General features: G+C 63.2%; 18 protein-coding genes, 1 tRNA gene, 1 pseudogene and 1 riboswitch. Of the genes and pseudogenes, 9 read left to right on the top strand and 11 right to left on the bottom strand.

Annotation, left to right across the window (positions count from 1 at the left end; genetic code table 11):
• Positions 1 to 342: ATP-binding cassette domain-containing protein (locus tag HP499_RS01970; protein ID WP_172322286.1), on the bottom strand; the 342-nt coding region annotated here is incomplete at its 3' end.
• Complete coding sequence (locus HP499_RS01975; RefSeq protein ID WP_172322287.1) at positions 342 to 962, bottom strand: ECF transporter S component; 621 nt, start codon at positions 960 to 962, stop codon at positions 342 to 344. The genes HP499_RS01975 and HP499_RS01970, both read right to left, overlap by 1 nt.
• Positions 963 to 1,039: 77 nt before the next feature.
• Positions 1,040 to 1,176: riboswitch (TPP riboswitch) on the bottom strand.
• A 500-nt stretch (positions 1,177 to 1,676) separates the two neighbouring features.
• On the opposite strand from HP499_RS01975, the gene HP499_RS01980 reads away from it, so the two are divergent.
• Together HP499_RS01980 and HP499_RS01985 are read left to right on the top strand one after the other, a co-directional pair.
• Positions 1,677 to 2,366 carry an NUDIX domain-containing protein gene (locus HP499_RS01980; protein ID WP_172322288.1) on the top strand — a complete coding sequence of 230 codons (690 nt, stop codon included), beginning with the start codon at positions 1,677 to 1,679 and terminating at the stop codon, positions 2,364 to 2,366.
• 36 nt (positions 2,367 to 2,402) lie between these two features.
• Positions 2,403 to 2,663, top strand: a complete 261-nt coding sequence (locus tag HP499_RS01985) for a DUF4235 domain-containing protein (RefSeq protein ID WP_172322289.1) — start codon at positions 2,403 to 2,405, stop codon at positions 2,661 to 2,663.
• A gap of 77 nt (positions 2,664 to 2,740) precedes the next feature.
• Here HP499_RS01985 and mnhG read toward each other — a convergent pair whose 3' ends face one another.
• From mnhG to HP499_RS02015, 6 genes are read right to left on the bottom strand one after another with little or no spacing between them, the layout of a single operon-like run.
• On the bottom strand, positions 2,741 to 3,130 hold the full coding sequence (mnhG, locus tag HP499_RS01990) for a monovalent cation/H(+) antiporter subunit G (protein WP_172322290.1): 390 nt from the start codon (positions 3,128 to 3,130) through the stop codon (positions 2,741 to 2,743).
• On the bottom strand, positions 3,120 to 3,398 hold the full coding sequence (locus tag HP499_RS01995; RefSeq protein WP_172322291.1) for a monovalent cation/H+ antiporter complex subunit F: 279 nt from the start codon (positions 3,396 to 3,398) through the stop codon (positions 3,120 to 3,122). The genes mnhG and HP499_RS01995 overlap by 11 nt, the downstream gene beginning before the upstream one ends.
• Positions 3,395 to 3,961, bottom strand: a complete 567-nt coding sequence (locus HP499_RS02000; protein WP_172322292.1) for a Na+/H+ antiporter subunit E — start codon at positions 3,959 to 3,961, stop codon at positions 3,395 to 3,397. Before HP499_RS02000 ends, HP499_RS01995 begins: the two co-directional genes overlap by 4 nt.
• On the bottom strand, positions 3,958 to 5,541 hold the full coding sequence (locus HP499_RS02005) for a Na+/H+ antiporter subunit D (RefSeq protein WP_172322293.1): 1,584 nt from the start codon (positions 5,539 to 5,541) through the stop codon (positions 3,958 to 3,960). Before HP499_RS02005 ends, HP499_RS02000 begins: the two co-directional genes overlap by 4 nt.
• Entirely contained in the window at positions 5,538 to 6,038 is a 501-nt protein-coding gene (locus HP499_RS02010) for a Na(+)/H(+) antiporter subunit C (RefSeq protein WP_172322294.1), read from the bottom strand. Before HP499_RS02010 ends, HP499_RS02005 begins: the two co-directional genes overlap by 4 nt.
• Complete coding sequence (locus tag HP499_RS02015; protein ID WP_172322295.1) at positions 6,035 to 9,043, bottom strand: Na+/H+ antiporter subunit A; 3,009 nt, start codon at positions 9,041 to 9,043, stop codon at positions 6,035 to 6,037. The genes HP499_RS02010 and HP499_RS02015 overlap by 4 nt, the downstream gene beginning before the upstream one ends.
• Before the next feature lie 201 nt (positions 9,044 to 9,244).
• On the opposite strand from HP499_RS02015, the gene HP499_RS02020 reads away from it, so the two are divergent.
• From HP499_RS02020 to HP499_RS02030, 3 genes are all read left to right on the top strand, one after another.
• The gene (locus HP499_RS02020; protein WP_172322296.1) at positions 9,245 to 10,648 is read left to right on the top strand and encodes an MFS transporter; all 1,404 of its coding nucleotides are present in this window, start codon (positions 9,245 to 9,247) and stop codon (positions 10,646 to 10,648) included.
• A gap of 65 nt (positions 10,649 to 10,713) precedes the next feature.
• Positions 10,714 to 11,196: a cation:proton antiporter regulatory subunit gene (locus HP499_RS02025; RefSeq protein WP_172322297.1), complete on the top strand. Its 483-nt coding sequence runs from the start codon at positions 10,714 to 10,716 to the stop codon at positions 11,194 to 11,196.
• A gap of 5 nt (positions 11,197 to 11,201) precedes the next feature.
• Complete coding sequence (locus HP499_RS02030) at positions 11,202 to 12,401, top strand: cation:proton antiporter (RefSeq protein WP_172322298.1); 1,200 nt, start codon at positions 11,202 to 11,204, stop codon at positions 12,399 to 12,401.
• Between the two features lie 137 nt (positions 12,402 to 12,538).
• Here the strand turns inward: HP499_RS02030 and HP499_RS02035 are convergent, their stop codons facing one another.
• Both HP499_RS02035 and dcd read right to left on the bottom strand, forming a co-directional pair.
• The gene (locus HP499_RS02035; RefSeq protein ID WP_172322299.1) at positions 12,539 to 13,480 is read right to left on the bottom strand and encodes a hypothetical protein; all 942 of its coding nucleotides are present in this window, start codon (positions 13,478 to 13,480) and stop codon (positions 12,539 to 12,541) included.
• Between the two features lie 194 nt (positions 13,481 to 13,674).
• Positions 13,675 to 14,250 carry a dCTP deaminase gene (gene dcd, locus HP499_RS02040; protein WP_011776299.1) on the bottom strand — a complete coding sequence of 192 codons (576 nt, stop codon included), beginning with the start codon at positions 14,248 to 14,250 and terminating at the stop codon, positions 13,675 to 13,677.
• A gap of 140 nt (positions 14,251 to 14,390) precedes the next feature.
• Here dcd and HP499_RS24980 point away from each other — a divergent pair, with 140 nt between their 5' ends.
• The gene (locus HP499_RS24980) at positions 14,391 to 16,460 is read left to right on the top strand and encodes a CAP domain-containing protein (RefSeq protein ID WP_309138324.1); all 2,070 of its coding nucleotides are present in this window, start codon (positions 14,391 to 14,393) and stop codon (positions 16,458 to 16,460) included.
• A 24-nt stretch (positions 16,461 to 16,484) separates the two neighbouring features.
• Here the strand turns inward: HP499_RS24980 and HP499_RS02050 are convergent, their stop codons facing one another.
• On the bottom strand, positions 16,485 to 16,928 hold the full coding sequence (locus tag HP499_RS02050; RefSeq protein WP_172322300.1) for a hypothetical protein: 444 nt from the start codon (positions 16,926 to 16,928) through the stop codon (positions 16,485 to 16,487).
• A gap of 264 nt (positions 16,929 to 17,192) precedes the next feature.
• Between HP499_RS02050 and HP499_RS02055 the strand changes: the two genes are divergently transcribed.
• The 3 genes and pseudogenes from HP499_RS02055 to HP499_RS02065 all read left to right on the top strand — a co-directional run bounded on the left by HP499_RS02055 (position 17,193) and on the right by HP499_RS02065 (position 20,322).
• Positions 17,193 to 18,653 (top strand): D-alanyl-D-alanine carboxypeptidase family protein, encoded by a 1,461-nt coding sequence (locus HP499_RS02055; RefSeq protein ID WP_172322301.1) that lies wholly within the window; start codon positions 17,193 to 17,195, stop codon positions 18,651 to 18,653.
• 77 nt (positions 18,654 to 18,730) lie between these two features.
• Positions 18,731 to 18,801: transfer RNA gene (locus tag HP499_RS02060), tRNA-Gly, on the top strand.
• A 358-nt stretch (positions 18,802 to 19,159) separates the two neighbouring features.
• A pseudogene (locus HP499_RS02065) lies at positions 19,160 to 20,322 on the top strand (N(5)-(carboxyethyl)ornithine synthase).
• Positions 20,323 to 20,384 lie beyond the last annotated feature (62 nt).

Consider the following 20,384-nt stretch of genomic DNA (forward strand, 5'->3'; position numbering starts at 1 on the left):
GAAAGCGACGTCGTCACCCAACCGGGACAGCACCACTTGAGTCTCGGGGTCCTGCTGCATCAGCCCTGCGCGCCCACGTTGCTCGCGGGGCACAACACCGTCGATCAGCAGGGAGCCGGTCTCGTCAGAGTCGTCTTCCTCGTCGCCCAGCACGCCGGCAAGGGCATGCAGGAGCGTGGACTTGCCGGCACCCGAAGGCCCCAGTAACAGCACGCGCTCTCCCGGTTCAATCCGGAGATCGAGGCTTTGAACGGCGGCTTGGGCCCGGCCGGCATGCCGCCAACCCCAGCCCTCGGCTGAGATGGCGGCAGGCCTCACCGTGCCGCTTTGCGTGGCGGACATCAGCTGAAGACTGGCTCCGAAGCGGCCTTGCGCGATGCGAAGGAGCTCAGCACGCCGGTCTTTGCCAGGCCGCGGGTGGCGATCCAGGACAGTGCGCCGGCGATTATTGCACCGGAAATCGTGGTGAAGGTGATGTAGGCCAGTTTGTCGACGGCCTCGTAGGCAATGTTCCAGCCCCAAGGCAGGAAGGAGTCGTTGAGGCCGCAGAAGAGGCCCGCACCGGCGCCGGCAAGGAGGGCAGCCGGCAGGTTGAACTTCTTGTACCGGAAAGCGGCAAAGATGAGCTCGGCACCCAGACCCTGCAGAACGCCGGAGATGAGTACGGTGGTGCCGTACTGCGAACCCATGATGAGCTCCCCCGTAGCCGCAACAGCTTCACAGAAGAGCGCTGCCCCCGGCTTGCGGATAATGAGCATGCCCAGCACTGCGGGGATCATCCAACCACCGGCGATCAAGCCTGTCAGGGGCGGATATGTCGCGTTCATGGGGATGGAAACCAAAGCAGCGCCCTGGGACCAGGCCCAGAAGATCACGCCGCCGGCAATGGCGATCAAGGCCGCCACAACAATGTCTACAACACGCCAGTTATAACTGGGCTTCTTCACGTTTACCGTGGTCATTTTCTGCCTCCTGAGGTTACAGGAGGGGAAAGTGCTCCCCGGATCCCGGGATCGGCTTGCGCCGCCCGTTTCCGGACACTCTGAGAAGCTCGACTCCCTTGCGCCGGTACTAACCGGATCAGGTTCGAGGGTCTGCGGCTGTCCGCACTCTCAGCGCCCTCGCGTCACCTGCATCTCTGCAAGGAACGACGGCGGCGCTCCCCTGTCGTTATCAAATCTGCCCTGATGGGCTGGTTCAGTTTACACCTGCGCGTGTTGCCGGCGCTGGCCCCCTGCCGGAATGCGGTCACAATCGGCTCTGCCCGTGCCCGTTGCGAGGCCCGCTCTGCGCCCTACGCGCCGGTAGTGCCACGCACACCAGGCCCCACAACAACACCCCCTACGTTGCGAGGCCCGCTCTGCGCCCCACTCCCGGGATTTAGCACGCACACCAGGCCTCACAACAACACCCCGTACATTGCGGGGCCCGCTCTGCGCCCCACCCCCGGGAATTAGCACGCACACCAGGCCCCACAACAACACCCCTACGTTGCGAGGCCCGCTCTGCGCCCCACCCCCGGGAATTAGCACGCACACCAGGCCCCACAACAACACCCCGTACATTGCGGGGCCCGCTCTGCGCCCCTCGCGCCGGTCGTGCCACGCACACCAGGCCCCACAACCCGACCTGAGAGAATGAACCAGCAGAATCCACCGCGGCAAAGGGGCACCTCCATGACTGACCTTCCCCAGCAAGACCTCCCCCTTCCCACTGATGTATCCGAACCCCGGCTCGCTGCCAGCGTCATCCTGCTCCGCGATGCGCCCGGTGGTCTCCAAGCGTTCGTCCAGCACAGGGTGAGCACCATGGATTTCGCGGCCGGAATGGTGGTCTTCCCGGGAGGCCGGGTGGATGCTGCGGACGAGTCAGGCTGGGACTACCCAGCGGACCTGCTTGAACGCCACGCCGCAGCCTGGCATTCAAGCTCAATCGGCACCGACGATTCACAGGCGCCCACCCGTGCCGGCACGGTCCTCACTGCCGCAATCCGTGAAGTCCAAGAGGAGTCCGGACTGAGCATCAGCGCCACGGATCTTCGCCCTTGGGCCAACTGGATCACGCCCACGGACATGCCGAAGCGCTTTGACACCTATTTTTATGTTGCCAAACCGGCCCCGGAAGCTGCCCCCCGGCATCAAACCACGGAGGCGTGGCAGTCGTTGTGGATGCCCGTGGATCAGATCCTGGACTCCGAAGCAGCCGGGACCTTGAAGCTCATGCCGCCCACGTATTACCTGCTCAAAGAAATTGCGGAGTTTGAAACCGTTGACGCTGTGTGGTCCGCAGAACACGCGGTTGTTCCGGTACTGGCACCGGTGGGTTCGCTGGCTGCGTTTCTGAAGGAGCGGGAAAGCCGCCGCTAGCGCTTGGGTGGGCCCACGGCCAGCTAGGCTGGGGGCATGAACCTCTTCTTCAAGCTGCTGGGCACCGGAGTGAGCCTCGGAGCAGGCTTCGTCGGTACAAAACTCGTCAACAAAGGGTGGGAAAAGGCCACTGGCAACAAGCCGCCCCTGGGCAATGACGACATGGAGACGAGCTTGCGTTCCGCACTGACTTTCGCCCTGATCTCGGCCTTCGTCAGCACGCTCATCCAAGTCCTGGCGAGCAGGGGCACTCAGCGCGCCATTGCACGCTTCGCCAAGACCCACGACATCGTCTAGGCACCAACAGAAGCAATGCGGGGTCACTTCCTGCCCATCCCCAGGGGATTCAGGGCCGGAGGTGACCCCGCGTCGTTCTAACGTTCCGTGGGCTCTTGCCCCGCAGCTGCCCGCTGCACAACGGCCTCGAGTTCATCCTTCGTGAGCATCTCGCGGTGGCCGTGCTTGGTGCGGTAGGCGGAGCGGCCCACCATGTGGGCGGACACCGGCGCGGTCAGCAGTTGGAAGATCCATGCCACCAGAAGGACAGGCCACACCCACCACGTCCGCATCTGGAGGCCGATCGCGGCAAGCATGAGGAACAGTCCCAGAACCTGCGGCTTGGTGGCTGCGTGCATGCGGCTCATGAGGTCCGGGAAGCGCAGCAAACCGATGGCAGCACCCAGGGACATCAGCGCACCAACCACCAGGAACACAGCGGTGACGGCATCGATCACGGCATCCACGCCGGTTGCGTCAGGACTCATTGCTCTGCTCCCTCCGTTCCGCGACGAACCGTGCAACAGTCACTGATCCAATGAACCCGATCACCGCGAGGGCCACCAGCAACATGAGGTTGTTGAGGTGCCTGTTCATTGCCATGTCGATTGCCAGGGCAGCGCCCAGGATGGCCAACAGGACATCCGATGCCAGAACCCTGTCCAGCAACGACGGGCCGATCGCGATGCGGACAATAGCCCCTGCCGCGGCCAAGCTGAGGATCACAGCTGTGGCGACGAGAACAAATTCCTTCATAGCGTTGCCCCTTCCATTCCCGGACGCTGTTCGGAGTCCAAGGCCGCGACCTCTTCCCGAGTGCCCATGATCCGGATCAATCGCGCCTCGATGACGCGCGTTTCCTCACGGATTTTTTGGATATCCGCTTCTTCATAAATATTGAGGGCGTGCAAGTACAGGGTGGACGTTGAACGGTCCACTTCCACCACCAGTGAGCCCGGGATCAAGGAGATCACGTGGCCCGTGGCCGTCACCATCAGGTCCGAGTGGCTCCGCAGGGGAACGGCGACGACGGCGCTGCGCACCTTGGGTCCCTTGACTACAGCCAGGAACAACACCAGGAAGCTCGCTGCCACCACTTTGCCCAGGAACATCAGCGCGAAAGGAATGGCGCGAAGGATGTTGAACCTGCCGCTGAGCTCCACCGGCGGAAGATAGAACAACTTGGCTACCAGGACTGCGATCAGGGCACCGAAAAGCAGGTTCCCCGGACTGAAGTCCCGCCACAGGGCACCCCAGACAATGACCAGCCAGATGAGCAGTGGGAGCTCGGTGCGGAATGAGATGGGCTTACGGCTCATTTGGCATCACCCGTCTGCGCTTCCTCGGGCTGGGCAAGCGGTGGCACTTCGACAGAATCGCCCAGGACCGAGTGGATATAGGCCGAACGGTCCAGCATGATCCCCGCGGAACCGTCGGCCACCTGGAAGAGTGGACCCGCGAAGACCGTCAGCGCAACACCGAAAACCACCAGTCCCGCCGTCGAGCCCACCATGGTGCGCGGCAGGACGCCCACGTTCCCGGGGGTCATGAGCACGGGGTCCGGATACTCGGCGTCTTCGGGCTTGCGCCAGAAGGCCCTGTTCCAGACACGGGCAATTGCCAGGAGTGTCAGAAGGCTGGTCACCACCCCGCCTACCACCAATGTGATGGCCAAGGGCGTCCCCAGTTCCACACCTGCTTGCAGGAGGCCGAGCTTTCCAAGGAAACCTGAGAATGGCGGGATGCCCGCCAGGTTCATGGCTGGAATGAAGAACAGCAGGGCCAGCAACGGGGAGAGCTTGGCCAAGCCTCCCAACCTGTCAATGGACGAGCTGCCGCCCCTGCGTTCTATGAGGCCTGTGACCAGGAACAGGCTGGTCTGGACAGTAATGTGGTGCGCCACGTAGAAGACTGCGGCGCCCAAGCCAGCCACGGAACTCATGGCCAGGCCGAACACCATGTACCCGATGTGGCTCACCAGGGTAAACGACAAGAGACGTTTAATGTCGCTCTGCGCCAGGGCACCCAATATGCCCACCACCATGGTCAGCAACGCCACCACCATGAGCGGAACGTTCAGCGTGTCCCCGGGGAACAGCAGCGTCTCGGTGCGGACCATGGCGTAGACACCCACCTTGGTCAGCAACCCGGCGAACACTGCCGTGACCGGTGCCGGCGCTGTGGGATAGGAGTCAGGAAGCCAGAAGGACAAGGGGAACACAGCGGCCTTGATGCCGAAAGCCACCAGGAGCATGACGTGCAGGAGGTTTTGCGTGCCTTGGTCCAATTCCGCCAACTTGATGGCCAGGTCCGCCATCGTGATGGTCCCGGTGGCACCGTAGATCATGGCGATGGCAACGAGGAACAGCACCGAGGAGACCACTGAGACCACCACATAAGTGACGCCTGCACGGATGCGAGGCCCGGTACCGCCCAGGGTCATGAGCACATAGCTTGCCGTCAGCAGGATCTCAAAGCCCACGTAAAGGTTGAAGAGATCGCCGGTAAGGAAGGCGTTGGACACGCCCGCCACCAGGATCAGGTACGTGGGGTGGAAGATCGAGACGGGTGCTTCCTGGTCGCCGTCGGCCATGCCCTGGCCAGTAGCGTAGATCAACACCGCGAGGCTCACTACGGTGGAGACAACCAGCATCAGCGAGGAGAACTGGTCCACTACCAGAACCACGCCCCATGGCGGCAGCCAGCCTCCCAAAGTAACTGATGTTGTGCCGCCGTCCCACACGGAAATCAACAGGAGGCACTCGAGCAGCAAGGTTGCGCTAAGGATGCCGATGCTGACCACGCGCTGGGCGGTGTGGTGCCGGATCAACAGGAACGCAAGTGCGGCACCCAGAATCGGCAGGAGGACAGCTAGCGGCGACAGGTTTGCGAGATTCACGCGCTGCCTCCTTCCTGATGGGGTGCCTTTTTGGGCGTCTCGGTGGCTTCGGGATGCGTGTGATCGGAACTGTTGGCCGGGGTCACGGCGAACTCCGAGGTTTCCAACGGCACAATGGCGTCGTCCTCGGCGTCGAAGCTTGGCGTCTCGGCCACTCGACGGTCCTCAATGTCGTCCTGGATCTCGTCTTGCCGTGCCAGGACCCAGGTGCGGTAGATGATGCCCAGCATGAAGGCCGTCACGGCGAAGGAAATGACGATCGAGGTCAGGATCAGTGCTTGGGGCAAAGGATCGCTGTAGGCTTCCGGGTCGGTGTCCTTGGTGAACAGGGGCGCCAAGCCGGCGTAGCCTCCGGTGGCCAGGATCAGGATGTTGGTGGCATTGGCCAGCAACATCAGGCCCAACAGCACACGCGTCAGGCTCCGCTCCAGGATCAAGTAGATGCCGCAGGCGTACAAAACGCCCATGACGATCAGCAGGGTCAGGTTGATGCTCATGCGGAACCTTTCCCGGATGCGGCGGATTCAGCGGCTTCTTCGGCGAGGTCGGCGGCGTCTTCCTCAGCGAGGGGTGCGCCCTTGCCCTCAAAGTGTTCGTCGATTTCGGCACCCAGGCTGCGGAGGACATCCAGAGCCAGGCCCACCACCACGATGTACACGCCGATATCGAAGATGGTGGAGGTAACGAACTTGATGTCTCCGAAGACCGGAAGCCAGAACTCGATGATTGCGCTCTGGAACACTTGCCCGCCAAGGAAGAGCGGCACCAGACCCGAGGCCGCCGCCGTCGCAAGTCCCGTCCCCAAAAGGGTCCCCGCGCTGACTGTCGCTGCCTCACTCAATTCGAATCGGCCGCCCGCCAGGTAGCGGATGGTCAGGGCGAGGCCTGCAGTGAGGCCGCCGGCAAAGCCACCGCCCGGCAGGTTGTGGCCGGCGAGGAGCAGGTAGATGGAGAAGACGATCATCGAGTGGAAGATCAGCCTTGTTACTACTTCGAAGATGATGGAGCGACGTTCCGGCGCCAGTGTTCGTCCCGCCACCAGCCAGGCGTCACGGCTTACGTCAGTGAACTTCTTGGCCACGGCCAGCGTGGCGCCATCGCGGGAGTCACGGTCGACGCCGGTGCGGCGCCCCACGCTGCCTTCCGGCACGGCTTCCGAAGTCTTGATGCGATCGCCGCGGCTCCGGACGAAGATCAGGCTGGCAACACCCGTGGCCGCAATGGCCAGCACCGAGATCTCGCCGAAGGTGTCCCAGGCGCGGATGTCCACCAGTGTCACGTTGACGACGTTCAGGCCACCGCCGCCCTCGTAGGCCAGCCGAGGGAAGTCCAAGGAAACCGGTGTGGCCACGCGGGCACCCATGGCGTAGATGGCCACGAAAATCATCGTGATGCCGAAGGCCGCCCCGATGATCACGCGGATCACCCGGAGCCTGCCGCCGGTCCTGTCCCGGAGTTCAGCAGGCAGGCTGCGCATGGCGAGCACGAACGCCACCAGGACGATCGTTTCCACCAACATCTGCGTCAGCGCAAGGTCCGGAGCGCCTTGCAAGGCGAACATTAGGGCAATTCCGTAGCCCGTCACGGACACCATGAGCACCGCAAGGAAGCGCTTGTTGGCCCGGACAGCAGCCAGGGCGCCCACCACGATTCCCGCGCCGGCAACCATTTGCAGCGGAGAATTCGGATCGATGAAGTAGATGCCTTCAGGCAAGGGCTTGTTGGCCGCGATCAAGGCCGCCAGTGGTACCGCGAAGGCCACGGTCAGGATCACCGTCAGGTAGAAGTACAACGAACCACGCTGCGTGCGGCCCGTGACCCAGACAGCGATGTCGTCCAAGGCGCCGATGGTGTGCTGGTAGGCGCGGTCGCCGTCGACCCAGTCCGGTACCAGGCTTTGTGCCCGGGCAACGAGGTTGCGCCCGTAGAACATGGCAGCACCAGCGGCGAACGTGATCGCTGTCAGCCCCAGCGCAGGGGTGAGGCCGTGCCACAAAGCCAAGTGCCCGGCGTCGGCGGCGTCCGGAGCATCAGCGAACAATGCTGCATATGGCTGGATCCAGGTGTCAACGGGAGCGGGCCACACGCCATAGACAATGGTGAGCAGGCTCAGGATCGCCGGAGCGGCCAGGAAAGCGGGCTTGATGGGTTTGAACGGCGTGGGTTCAACGCCAGGCTTGATGGCAAATGCACCCCACATGAACCGGGCGCTGTAGGCGAATGTGAGTATCGATCCGATCACCAAGCCCACCAGGATCCAGATTCCCCAGGCGGGGGCATGATCGCCTGCGCCGTAGTGGACGAAGGCTTCGAACACTGATTCCTTGGCAACAAAGCCCGCCAGCGGTGGCACACCCGCCATGGACGCGGCGGCTATTGCTGCCACCACTCCCAGTGCCCGTGAGGAACGGAAAACGCCGGAGAGCTTGCGGATATCGCGCGTTCCGGACTGGTGGTCGATGATGCCCACCACCAGGAAGAGCGCCGCTTTGAACAAGCCATGTGCCAGCAGAAGTCCGAGTCCGGCCAGAGCGGCGTCGGGCTGGCCCAGGCCCACCACCATGGTGAGGAAGCCGAGCTGGCTGACCGTTCCGTAGGCAAGGATGAGTTTGATGTCGGTCTGGCGAAGCGCCCGGTATCCACCCACGAGCATGGTGGCCAAGCCCAGCCCCAGGACCACGGGCAGCCAAAACTCCGATGTCGAAAACCCCGGAGCGAGGCGCGCCACGATGTAGATACCCGCTTTGACCATCGCTGCCGCGTGCAGGTAGGCGCTCACAGGCGTGGGTGCCGCCATGGCGCCGGGCAGCCAGAAATGGAAGGGCACCAGCGCCGATTTGGTGACGGCGCCGGCCAGGATCAGTACGACGGCGGCAGCCACCGCACCTGCCATGGGCCCGGTCATGAGCGGTGCTGCTTGGTCCAGGATCGCCGAGATGCGATACGTTCCCGCAGCCTGACCCAGGATGATGAGCCCGACGAGCATCGCGAGGCCGCCAGCGGTGGTGACCATGAGAGCCTGCAGCGCTGAGCGGCGGGCCGCCAAGCGGGTACGCGCATAACCGATGAGGAGGTAGGACAGGATGGTGGTGAGTTCCCAGAAGATGAACAACATCAGGAGGTCATCGGAGGTCACGAGGCCGAACATGGCTCCGGCGAAGGCCAGCAACTGGGCACCAAACCCGCCAAGGTCGGCATCCTTGTTCTTGAAGTAGCGGGCGCAATAGACCAGCACCAGAGAGCCGACGCCGAGGATCAAGAGGGACATGATCCATGCCAACGGATCCATGCGGAATGCCAGCTCCAACTGCAAAGTGGGGATCCACGGAAGAAGTTCTTCTATGCCGCCACCGGAATACACGGGTCCGTATTGGAAGAGCAACCAAATGAAAGCACCGGCCGGGACCGCTGCCAGGACGTAGAACGCGTTCCGGCCCAGTTTGCTGAAGATCAAGGGCGCCACAGTTGCCGCTACAAAGGTGATGGCGAGAACTGTGAGCACTGTTTTCTCCGCAAAGTCAGGAAGCAATTGTCAAAAGTTGGAGCAGGCGGTCATACGTTGGGTTCGGTCTACCAAGTTTATCAAGGGGGGCGGACAGTTTTTCGCCAGGGAAGCGGCCCGGAGGTTACGTTTCAATCCCTGTTCTCCACATAGCGGTCTGTCATCCGCCCGCCGTTCTCCCCGCCGCTATAGCATCGAGCTATGAACGCGGCCGCAGTTCCCGAAGCCTCCCACCCGACGTCCGAGCTGGCGTCAGGACCTGTCTCCTCGAAGAAGGGCCAGATCCTCGCCTGGGCGTCCTGGGACTGGGGTTCGGCTGCCTTCAACGCGCTCATGACCACGTTCGTTTTCACTGTGTACCTCACGTCCAATGCTTTCGGCGGAGAGGACGCAGGCTCCGCTGCGCTTGGGGCCGCCCTGGCCATCGCGGGCCTTGCCATCGCACTGCTTGCTCCGGTCACCGGCCAGCGCTCTGATGCCGGGGGCCGCCGCAAGCTCTGGCTCGGAGTCAACACTGCCGCCACTGCAGTGCTCACTGCACTTTGTTTCTTTGTCTTTCCCCGGCCGGAATTCCTCTTGCTGGGTGTTTGCCTCATCGCGCTGGGCAACATCTTCTTTGAGTTCGCCGGCGTCAACTACAACGCCATGCTGGCCCAGATCTCTACACCGAAGAACATCGGCAAAGTCAGCGGCTTTGGCTGGGCCATGGGCTACCTGGGCGGAATCGTGGCACTTCTGCTGGTGCTGCAGTTGTTCGTCCAGCCGTCCTTCGACTGGTTCGGCGCGTCCACGCAGGATTCCCTCAACATCCGCCTGGTGGCAGTGTTCTCGGCCCTGTGGTTCTTCATCTTCGCCCTGCCGGTGATGTTCGCGGTCCCTGAAGTTCCCGCGAAGAAGGCCACCGCATCCTTGGGCTTCCTGGCCTCGTACAAGCTGCTGATCCGCCGTGTCGGGGCCATCTACCGCACCAGTCCCCACACCATCTATTTCCTGCTCTCCAGCGCCATCTTCCGTGACGGGCTCGCTGCTGTCTTCACCTTCGGTGGCGTCATTGCAGCAGGTACGTTCGGTTTTGAACTCAAGGAAGTCATCTTCTTTGCCATCTTCGGCAACGTCGTCGCCGCCGTGGGCGCCATCATCGGCGGCTTCCTCGATGACAGGATCGGCCCCAAAAGCGTCATTGTCCTCTCGCTCGTGGGCCTCCTCGTCGCGGGCACCTTCATTCTGGTGCTGGGCAACGGCGACTACGTCTTCTTCGGTAATGACTGGCCCGCAAGCAACACCTTCTGGATCTTCGGCCTGATGCTCTGCCTCTTCGTAGGCCCGGCACAGTCCTCCTCACGGGCCTACCTTGCCAGGCTTGCGCCGGAAGGCGAGGCTGGTGAGCTGTTCGGCTTGTACGCCACCACAGGCCGGGCTGTCAGCTTCCTCGCTCCCACACTCTTCACTCTTTGTATTGCCATCGCTTCTCCCCTGGTTGCCGAGGGCGAAGCCCAGCGTTGGGGCATCCTCGGAATCATGGTGGTTCTCCTGGCCGGCCTCCTGGTGATCCTGCCGGTCAAGCCACCGGCGAAAGTGGAAATAGCTGTGGTCCCAGAGCGTTAACTACAAAGGACCCGTTGAGTGCGGGGGTCGTACCAGCCGGGTTCAGGACAGTTTAGGGTGGAGCTATGAACGTGGATGAGACCGAACTCCCGGGCCTTGGGGTGCGCAAGGATTTCGTCACGGCCTCGGGCCGTCGTATCGGTGTGGTGGAGCTGCGTGAAGGCGAAACAGAGCTTTTCGTCTCCACGTGGGACGACCCCGATACTTGCCAGGCGTCCATTCCGTTGACCGCCGATGAAGCCTCAACTCTGGGGAACCTTCTGGGCGGGCAGCACATCGCCATGCGTTTGGCGGAAGATCACCGGGAAATCCCAGGCATTGTCACCCGGCAGTTCTCCATTACCCCGGATTCCCCCTTCGTGAACCAGCCCATGGGCAAGGCGCAGATCCGCACCCGAAGCGGCGTATCCATCGTGGCGATCATGCGCGAAGGCGAGGTTGTCCCCTCACCGGCACCCGACGTCGTACTCCATTCCGGAGATTTGCTCGTAGCGGTCGGCACGCAGGAAGGTCTTGACTCGGCAGCCGGCATCCTTCGCAACGGCTGAACCGGATGGACCCGCTCGCACTAGCCCTCGTTGAACTGGGGGCCGTCGTCTTCTGCCTCGGCCTCTTGGCTCGACTAGCGGGCCGAATCGGCATGTCCCCTATCCCCCTCTACCTCGTGGGCGGACTGGCGTTCGGCGCGGGCGGCTTCGTCAAACTGGACGGCATGCACGAGTTCGCCCACCTGTCGGGTGAAATCGGCGTCATTCTCCTGCTGCTTATGCTCGGGTTGGAATATACGGCCTCCGAGCTCGTCACGGGTCTTCGACGATCCTGGCAGGCCGGAGTCATGGACTTCGTCTTCAACTTCCTACCCGGTGCAGGCTTGGCCGTTCTTTTGGGCTGGGGTCTCGTAGGCGCAATCGTCATGGGCGGTGTTACCTATATTTCTTCGTCGGGCATCGCGGCCAAGGTCATCACCGATCTCGGCCGGATTGGTAACCGCGAAACACCGGTGGTCCTCTCCATTCTCGTTTTCGAAGACCTCGCCATGGCCATCTACCTCCCAATCCTTACGGCAATCCTCGCGGGCGTTGGTTTCCTTGGCGGCCTCCAGACCGTGGGCATTGCCCTCGCCGTTGTCACAGTGGTACTGGTCATCGCGCTTAAGCACGGACACCGGGTCTCGCAGGCGGTTCACAGCGAGAATTCGGAGGTGTTCCTGCTCAACGTTCTGGGGCTGGCTCTTCTTGTGGCCGGCATCGCTTCTGCATTGCAGGTATCCGCAGCCGTGGGTGCGTTCATGCTGGGTATTGCCATCTCCGGAGCCACAGCCCACAATGCCACGCGGATCCTCGAGCCGCTGCGGGACCTTTTCGCGGCGATCTTCTTCGTGGCGTTTGGACTCAACACCGATCCCTCCTCGATTCCGCCTGTCCTCGGCTGGGCACTTGTCCTGGCGGTCGTGACTGCAGCAACCAAGATGCTCACGGGATTCTGGGCCGCGAAACGCGCCGGCATAGCCATGCCCGGGCGCTTCCGTGCGGGGGCCGCTTTGATCGCCCGCGGTGAGTTCTCCATTGTCATCGCCGGTTTGGCCGTCGCATCAGGGGCAGTTCCCGACGAACTCGCCGCACTCGCCACGGCCTATGTCCTCATCATGGCCATCCTGGGCCCGCTGGCTGCACGCTTCATCGAACCCGTGGTCAAGGCCCTCCGCCGAACCCCCGGCGCCCCGCCCCGCACCCCGGAACGCGCCCCGGCCTGACCCCGCCGAGGGGCGACATCCCAACCCATAAACCCCACCCAAAGCACCGAAAGCTAACCCCTCGGCGACCACTCACCCCTCCCCCTCCGCCGAGGGGCGACATCTCACCCCATAAACCCCACCCAAAGCACCGAAAGCTAACCCCTCGGCGACCACCCACCCCGGATCAATGACTCCCGAATCTGACGCGCAACCCCGTCATAGCCGAGCTCCCGAACTTGCTCCACCGTGACCACAACGGAGATCCAGCCGTTTGCTGCGAGCGCGGCTTCCCGGCGGATGTCGGATTCCTTCTGCGCGGCGCCAAGGTGATGGCCGCCGTCGTAATTGATTGCCACTTTGAAGATTGGAAAGGCGAGATCCGGCCACGCCACTTCGCGCCCTGAACTATCGCGTACGACGTAGCTCAGCACCGGTTCGGGTAAGAATTCCCTGCCGATGGCCAGACGCAGGCTCGTCTCAGGCACGGAATCAGCCCCCACCCGCGTCAATTCCAACGCGGCGCGGGCCTTGCGGATGCCACGCATACCGGCATGCCGATAAACCTGCGTCTTGAGATCCTCGAGGGAACAAAGGGGTACCCGGTTGTGACCAAAACTTCTTGTTTGCCTGCAGATGAAATGATCAGCGGCAGCCACCAAGTCCTCGAAGGGCAGCACGGCGGCCAGGTCCAGCCATGTACGGGCGGGGCTCGTTATGGGAATCCCTTGCAGGGTTCTGACGTCGGAGGGCGCCAAAACCATCCGATGCCCCTTGACTCCCCTGCGTTGGGGTCGAAAGGCAGCGTCGGACCTGGTGAGATGAACCAGGAAATCCTGTTGGGCATCCCAAGGAAGTGGGCACCCCCAGAGCATGGCAGCCGTTTCACGACAACAAATGGCTCCTTCGCTGATCCCGGTGAGGAGTCTCGCTGTATGGGCAAGGTCCTGCTGTTCACCCCAAGGAACCCGGATTCCCCTGCTGGCTACCTGGAGATCGATGTTCCACGCACGATGTTCCGGGATGCCGGCCGCCCGTTGCTCGGCAAGCGTAAAGGAACGACCCAGGAACTCAGTGGGGAGCGGTGCGGAAATCCTCATCAGCCATTGTTGGCATGGTCGAGGACGCCCCGTGAGGTTACCCACAGTGTGGAGGACTAGTGGAGCCCGGTGGGCCTCATCGAGGGGCGGGATCTCGACCGAAAGACCCACCCAAAGTGCCGAGAGCCAGCCCCTCGCGGGGAAGAAGACCCACCCAAAGTGCCGAGAGCCAGCCCCTCGGCGGGGAGGTAGGGCTAGATGGACGTCCGGTGGAAGTTCTGGTGGCTGCGGCTGGCGGTGGGACCGCGCTGGCCTTGGTATCGGTTGCCGTATTCGCCGGAGCCATAGGGGTGCTCGGCGGAGGACGTCAGCCGGAAGAAGCAGAGCTGTCCGATCTTCATGCCGGGCCACAGTTTGATGGGCAAAGTGGCAACGTTGGAGAGTTCCAATGTCACGTGGCCCGAGAATCCGGGGTCGATGAAGCCTGCCGTGGAGTGCGTCAGCAGTCCGAGCCGACCCAAGGACGACTTGCCTTCGAGGCGCGCCGCGATGTCGTCGGCGAGGCTGACTGTTTCATACGTGGAGCCCAGGACGAACTCGCCAGGGTGCAGGATGAAGGGTTCGTCGCCTTCAACTTCCACCAGCCGGGTCAGCTCGGGCTGTTCCTCGGCGGGGTCGATGTGGGCGTATTTGTGGTTGTCGAACAGACGGAAGAACCGGTCAATCCGGACATCCACGGAAGACGGCTGCACCATCGCGGGGTCGTACGGCTCGAGAACAATCCGTTGGGAGTCTATTTCGGCACGTATGTCGCGGTCAGAGATCAGCACAGCATCAAAAATACCCCATGCATCCAAGTCCCCATGCATTGTCCGGGCGTCCCCGTGGGACTATAGTTCCCGGACATGTAGAACCGCGCCCGTACCTGGGGGCAACGAGCATCCGCGGGGTAATTGTGAAAAAACTGGCAGTGCCGGCTTCCATTGTGCTGGCCGGGGCACTGGCCCTGTGTGTGGCGGCTTCGAGCCAGATCCTGCCTGCTACGGATGCGGGTCCGGTCGGCAGCGCCACCCCGTCCGCCAATGTCGAGTCAGGCCTGACGGCACCCGAACCAACTACGACGCCGGAGACCGCACCTTCCGCTGATGTCCCTGCCGTGGGGGAAGCCTCCGACCCCGCCGCAGTGCCCACGGCCGACGACAGTTCGCCCACCGTTGTGCCGACCAGGCCTATTGCCCTGGATCCGGTCATCGAGACGCCACCCCCGGTGCCGAACATCGGACCTTCGTGGGGTCCGGGTGGTCCGGACGGTCCATCGACGGAAGGCACCGGGAACCCTGCCCCCAGCGAACCGGCCGTTTCCAGCCCCGCTGAGCCGTCGCCGTCGCAGTCGTCATCCTCAGCACTTCCGACGCCGACAGCACCAGCCCTGGGCCCGCTGCCTACGGCCTCTGCATCCGCATCACCGGCAGCAACAGCAACACCAACGCCATCAGCTACCCCGTCAGCGCCGACTCCCTCCCCCACTCAGACTTCAACCCCCACGGCTTCGCCGTCGGCACCGGCTGCAGCGGCGCCGGCACCCAGCGGCTCACCAACGCCCAGCGGATCACCAGCACCCAGCGAATCACCGGCACCCAGCGGCTCACCACAGCCCAGCGCCACGCAGACGCAGCCGCCAACCCCGGATGCGCCCCAGACCTCAACACCCAGCACCACCCCCTTCCCCGGCAAGGCCCCCAGCGATGAAACAGATCCGGACAACGGCGCCCTGGCCCTCCTCCCGGACAGCAACACTGCCGCAATCCTGACGGTGTTCAACGCGATCAACAGCTACCGCGCGTCCCTGGGCTTGGCCCCGGTGAAGTACCACGCGACCGTGGCGAGCCTGGCCCAGGACTGGTCCAACAACATCGCAACACGGGAAGTGATCCAGCACCGCCCCAATTTCTGGACCGACCCGCGTGCACTCAACCCGAACAACGGGGCGGGTGAGGTCATTGCCGTCCGCTGGGACCGCGATGCGGCGCAACTGGTGGAGTGGTGGAAGGGTTCCCCGGGGCACGATGCCCTGCTGCGGGATCCCCGGTTCAACGTCATGGGCATCGGCATTACGTACACGGACGGTAACTGGCAGACCACGCCAAACCGTTACACGCTGTGGGGTGTGGTGAATTTCTTCGGCTACACCTCGCTGCCGGCCGGAACCACCACGGCACCCGGAGGGACGGTCACTCCTCCTGCAGATCCCATTGGAGCGTGCCAGCCGGGCGACAAATACCAGCCCCCGACGCTCAATCTCAGCAGCGCCTCCATCAGGAGTGCAGCGGATCTGGTCTCGATCGGAAAAGACGGGACCGTCTATTCCTACCCCTCCTTGGGAAACGCGAAATACGGCGCGGCCCGCAAGATCGGGATAGGTTTCACGGGCCTCAAGGAACTGTTCGTCAGTGACTGGGACCGGGACGGCGTCTTTGACCTCATCTCCCAACGCACCGACGGAGCACTCCTGGTGTATCCGGGCAGGCAGACGGGCGGCTTCGGTTCCCCGGGAGTTCTGGGCCATGGGTGGCAGTCGTTGAACATTGCCGTGGGGAACTGGTGCGCCAACAACCGGCTGCCGCAGATCGTGGCCATGGACGCATCGGGCGGTCTCTGGTTGTACAAGAACGCGGGGATGACGTACATCCGTTCCCAGGCAGCGATCGGCACGGGAAACAAGGCCCTCCGGCTCAGCATGGTTGATTACAACGCTGATGGCTTCCAGGATCTTCTCACCGTTGAGCCCAACGGCTCCTTGCGGCTTTACCGTGGCACCGGATTGGCTACGCCCAGGCAGGAAGCAAGGCCCATAGTTGGTGCGGCGTGGACGGACTATTCAGGTCTGCGTTCCCTGAAGGGGGTAACGGGAGCGAACACCACCGGCATCGCGGGACTGGGTACCAACGGGGTACTGGAGTACTGGGACCTGACCTCTGGAAGGCTGACGACGCCGGTTGCTGTGGGTGGCGGGTGGAGCGGCTTCAAGCTGGCCCAATAGCCGGGCGGCCAACAACGGTAGCGCTCACACTACGGAGCGCGACTCCATCACGGTTTTGAGCTGCTCCAACTGGGCAACTTCGCTTTCCATGGTTTTTTGGATCATGCCGTTCATCAGCTTTTGCAGGCCCTTGGGGTGGTATTCAAGGGCGAACCGGAGCCGCGTGGTTTGGCCTTCGGTGCTGAGGTAGTAGCCGCCGGTGGGACGGGCGGGTCCTGCGACGACGGCGAACCGGACTTCCGCTCCGGGCCGGGCCTCGGTGATCTGGAAATCGGCCGCGATGGGACGCCCGCCCGGGCCGTTGATGGTCTGTTGGTAGAGCGCGCCCTTTTGGCCGCGAATGCCGGAGCGCAGCGAGATGCTGCGGATTCCAGATCGCCAGAGGGAGTTGTTCATGCCGTCCATGAGGAATCCGTAGACGGTCATGGCGTCCCTGCTGATCACCACTTCGTAGTCTGCAAATGCCACGGAAACCTCTTTCGGCGTACGGTTCGAATGTCGTAGCCCGGTTCCCCATACGCTGCAGCTAACACCTTCAGAATAGTCAGCGGACGCTCCACCGGCACACATAAGAGTCGAGCCTTGACCGAATGGTTATCTGGCGCTTCATAAAGTTACGACTGACAGGGCATGGCACCACGGGGTAGAGTTCCCGAGGCTGGCTAAAACCGATTTGGGGGCGTTATGCGGGTTCCGGGACATCAATCTTTTGTTATCAAGGCACGACGCCGGATGGCTGCGTGCGCTGTTTTCCTCGCTGTGGCGGTGGCCGGCGGAGTTGTCACAGCGTTGCCTGCCACGGCGGCAGCACCAACGGTGAATGCCACCGCTAAAACAGCGGCCACCACGAAAATCCCCACAACGGTCAACCCGTTGCCGAGTGTGGACGCCATCGGGGATCCGGCCAACTTCTCGGTCCTGGTCAACAAGTCGCGGCCGCTGAATCCGGCGAGCTACGCGCCGTCGGACCTTGTTAACGCGCGTGGCTCCGGCCAGTACATGCGGGCGGAAGCTGCCGCATGGCTCAACGGGCTGTTCCAAGGCGCAGCGGACGCCGGTACCGGCGGCTTGTCGATCGTGAGCGGTTACCGTTCCTACGCCACCCAAAGCCAGGTGTACTGGGGCTACGTCAATGCTTACGGCCAGGCGTACGCGGACACTATCTCCGCCCGTCCGGGGTACAGCGAGCACCAGACGGGCCTCGCCATGGACATCGGCAACGCTGCCGGCAGCTGTGGGCTCAGCACGTGCTTCGGTGACACTGTGGCGGGCAAGTGGGTGGCTGCCAATGCCCACAAATACGGCTTCATTGTCCGTTACCCCAACGGCTACACGGGCACCACCGGGTATAGCTACGAGCCCTGGCACCTGCGTTATGTGGGAGTAGCCCTTGCCACTGACATGAACCGGCGCGGGTTCCCCACGATGGAGCACTACTTTGCGGGTAACACCGCTGCCGGGGCCAGCATCAAGTCAGGCGCGGACCTGGTGGCTGCCGATTCTTCGGGCCGTCTGTTGCGATACCCCGCGACGGCGGCGGGCGGCTACGCCGGTGCCGTCCAGATTGGTTCCGGGTGGACCGGGTTGAAGCAGGCCTTCGTGGTGGACTGGGACATTGACGGCGTCTACGATCTCCTGGCGCAGTGGAACAACGGCGTCCTGGGGGTTTATCGGGGCCTGCCGGGCGGCGGGTTCGCCAATCAGGTGGTGGTGGGCAACGGCGGCTGGGAGCGCATGACCATCACCGTGGGTAAGTGGACGCACGCGCATGGCCGGCCCGGCGTCGTCGGCTACTTCCCTGACGGCGTACTGCGTTATTACCCCAACACCTTTGGTGGTGCGCTGAGTGCTCCCCAGATCATCGGCAAGGGTTGGAACGGCATGGAGCTGACCATCGCCGATTGGGAAGGCGATGGCGCCAACGACATCCTGGCGAGGACGGGCTCCGGCGCCCTCATCAACTACCGCGGCGACGGTTGGGCCGGCTTCTATGGGCCGGCCACTACCGTAGGCACGGGCTGGCAGTACATGCGGGTCCTGGCCCCGAGCTTCGGGCTGACCGGCGCGGGCACCCGCGGCATCACGGCACAGACCGCCGACGGCAACCTCTACAACTACGGCCTGGGTCGGAGCCAGTGGACCACGTACCGCCAGGTGGGGTCCGGATGGAACGGGCTGAAACTGTTCAAGTAGGCACCGGACGTGCTTGTCATGGGCAGCCCCGCAACTGCGCTAAGCTAGGACTCGCCCGGGCGATTTTTCCGGGCAACGCGGGCGTAGCTCAATGGTAGAGCGCTAGCTTCCCAAGCTCGATACGCGGGTTCGATTCCCGTCGCCCGCTCAAGGAAAACCCCGGATCCCACGATCCGGGGTTTCTTTGCGTCCAAGGGTTGAATGGTTCCAGGAGCTGAATGCCCGACGACGACGCCCACCCCGCCCGGGCCGCACGCCCACACCACCCGTGGGCTGGGAATCCTCCCGGCATAGTGACCACGGCCACTGCGCCTCCCTGCGAGGTGTAGGGTCAGGAGTCAGGAGCCATTTCGGCTCCGCTCTAAGGGAGCCACCATGGGCGACAAATCACCGCGCCAAGCTGCATCGAAAAAATCCAGTAAGTCCATCAAGGAAAAACGAGCGGATAAGCGGGCTTCCGAGTCCTCCGCCACGGAGGCTGCGAAACCTTCGACCGGCAACAAGAAGTGACCGGCCCACTGAGCGTCGGGGTCCTGGCCTCCTCGCTGAAGCCCCATGAGCGCCGCCTACCCATCCATCCACAGCATCTGGAGCGCATCGATGCGGAAGTGCGCCAGCAGCTCTGGTTTGAACATGGCTATGGCGATCGCTTCGGCGTCTCTGACAGCACGCTGGAATCGATGGTGGGTGGGCTCGGTACCCGCAAGGAGTTGATTGCGTCCAGCGATGTCATCCTCCTGCCTAAGCCGCAGGCCCAGGATCTGGCCGAGCTCCGGGACGGCCAAACACTGTGGGGCTGGCCGCATTGCGTCCAGGACCGGGCCATCACCCAGCTGGCGATTGACAAGAAGTTGACGCTCATTGCCTTTGAGGCGATGAATCACTGGGCGGCCGACGGTGGATTTGGCCTGCACGTGTTCCACAAGAACAACGAACTCGCCGGCTATTGCTCCGTGCTCCATGCCTTGGCGCTTACGGGTTCCACGGGCGACTACGGCCGCCGGCTGAGCGCCGTCGTCATTGCTTTGGTGCCACCGCGCGCGGTGCCGTCACGGCTTTGAATGCCCACGGTGTCCACGACGTCCAGGTCCTGACCAACCGTGGAGTTGCCGCCGTCGGGTCACCGATCCATTCAGTAAGGATCGTCCAGTTCGACCACGACAATGAGGCACCGTTCCTTAGTGAAGTCATCACGGACAAGGGCCGCAAACCGTTGGCACCGTTCCTGGCGGCGGCGGACATCGTGGTCAATTGCACTTTGCAGGACCCCAATGCCCCGCTGACGTACCTTCGCACGGAGGACCTGACGGATTTCCGGGCCGACAGTTTGATTGTGGACGTTTCCTGCGACGAGGGGATGGGGTTCAGTTGGGCCCGCACCACCACGTTCGATGACCCCATGTTCCGCGTGGGCGGCCACGTCAACTACTACGCCGTGGACCACAGCCCGTCCTACCTTTGGAACTCGGCCAGCTGGGAAATCAGCGAAGCCCTGCTGCCATTCCTGGACACTGTGGTGGCGGGCCCGGACGCGTGGGATGCCAGCGACACCATCTCCCGCGCCATCGAAATCCGCGACGGCGTGATCCGCAACCCGGACGTCTTGGAATTCCAGGGACGCTCAGCGGAATTCCCGCACTTGCCGGTAGCCCGGCTTCAGCCGCAATAGCCCCTGAATCCGCAATAGCCTTTGAGATGCAGGCGCCCCTGGTTCCCCGGGGGGCCTGCATT

Source organism: Paenarthrobacter sp. CM16, assembly GCF_013179505.1.
In the GTDB taxonomy this organism is placed as follows: domain Bacteria; phylum Actinomycetota; class Actinomycetes; order Actinomycetales; family Micrococcaceae; genus Arthrobacter.

Coding starts and splice junctions, on each gene's coding strand:
- HP499_RS01975 (WP_172322287.1), bottom strand. CDS start 962: ATGACCACGGTAAACGTGAAGAAGCCCAGTTATAACTGGCGTGTTGTA.
- HP499_RS01980 (WP_172322288.1), top strand. CDS start 1,677: ATGACTGACCTTCCCCAGCAAGACCTCCCCCTTCCCACTGATGTATCC.
- HP499_RS01985 (WP_172322289.1), top strand. CDS start 2,403: ATGAACCTCTTCTTCAAGCTGCTGGGCACCGGAGTGAGCCTCGGAGCA.
- mnhG (WP_172322290.1), bottom strand. CDS start 3,130: ATGAGTCCTGACGCAACCGGCGTGGATGCCGTGATCGATGCCGTCACC.
- HP499_RS01995 (WP_172322291.1), bottom strand. CDS start 3,398: ATGAAGGAATTTGTTCTCGTCGCCACAGCTGTGATCCTCAGCTTGGCC.
- HP499_RS02000 (WP_172322292.1), bottom strand. CDS start 3,961: ATGAGCCGTAAGCCCATCTCATTCCGCACCGAGCTCCCACTGCTCATC.
- HP499_RS02010 (WP_172322294.1), bottom strand. CDS start 6,038: ATGAGCATCAACCTGACCCTGCTGATCGTCATGGGCGTTTTGTACGCC.
- HP499_RS02020 (WP_172322296.1), top strand. CDS start 9,245: ATGAACGCGGCCGCAGTTCCCGAAGCCTCCCACCCGACGTCCGAGCTG.
- HP499_RS02025 (WP_172322297.1), top strand. CDS start 10,714: ATGAACGTGGATGAGACCGAACTCCCGGGCCTTGGGGTGCGCAAGGAT.
- HP499_RS02030 (WP_172322298.1), top strand. CDS start 11,202: ATGGACCCGCTCGCACTAGCCCTCGTTGAACTGGGGGCCGTCGTCTTC.
- HP499_RS02035 (WP_172322299.1), bottom strand. CDS start 13,480: ATGAGGATTTCCGCACCGCTCCCCACTGAGTTCCTGGGTCGTTCCTTT.
- HP499_RS02055 (WP_172322301.1), top strand. CDS start 17,193: ATGGCTGCGTGCGCTGTTTTCCTCGCTGTGGCGGTGGCCGGCGGAGTT.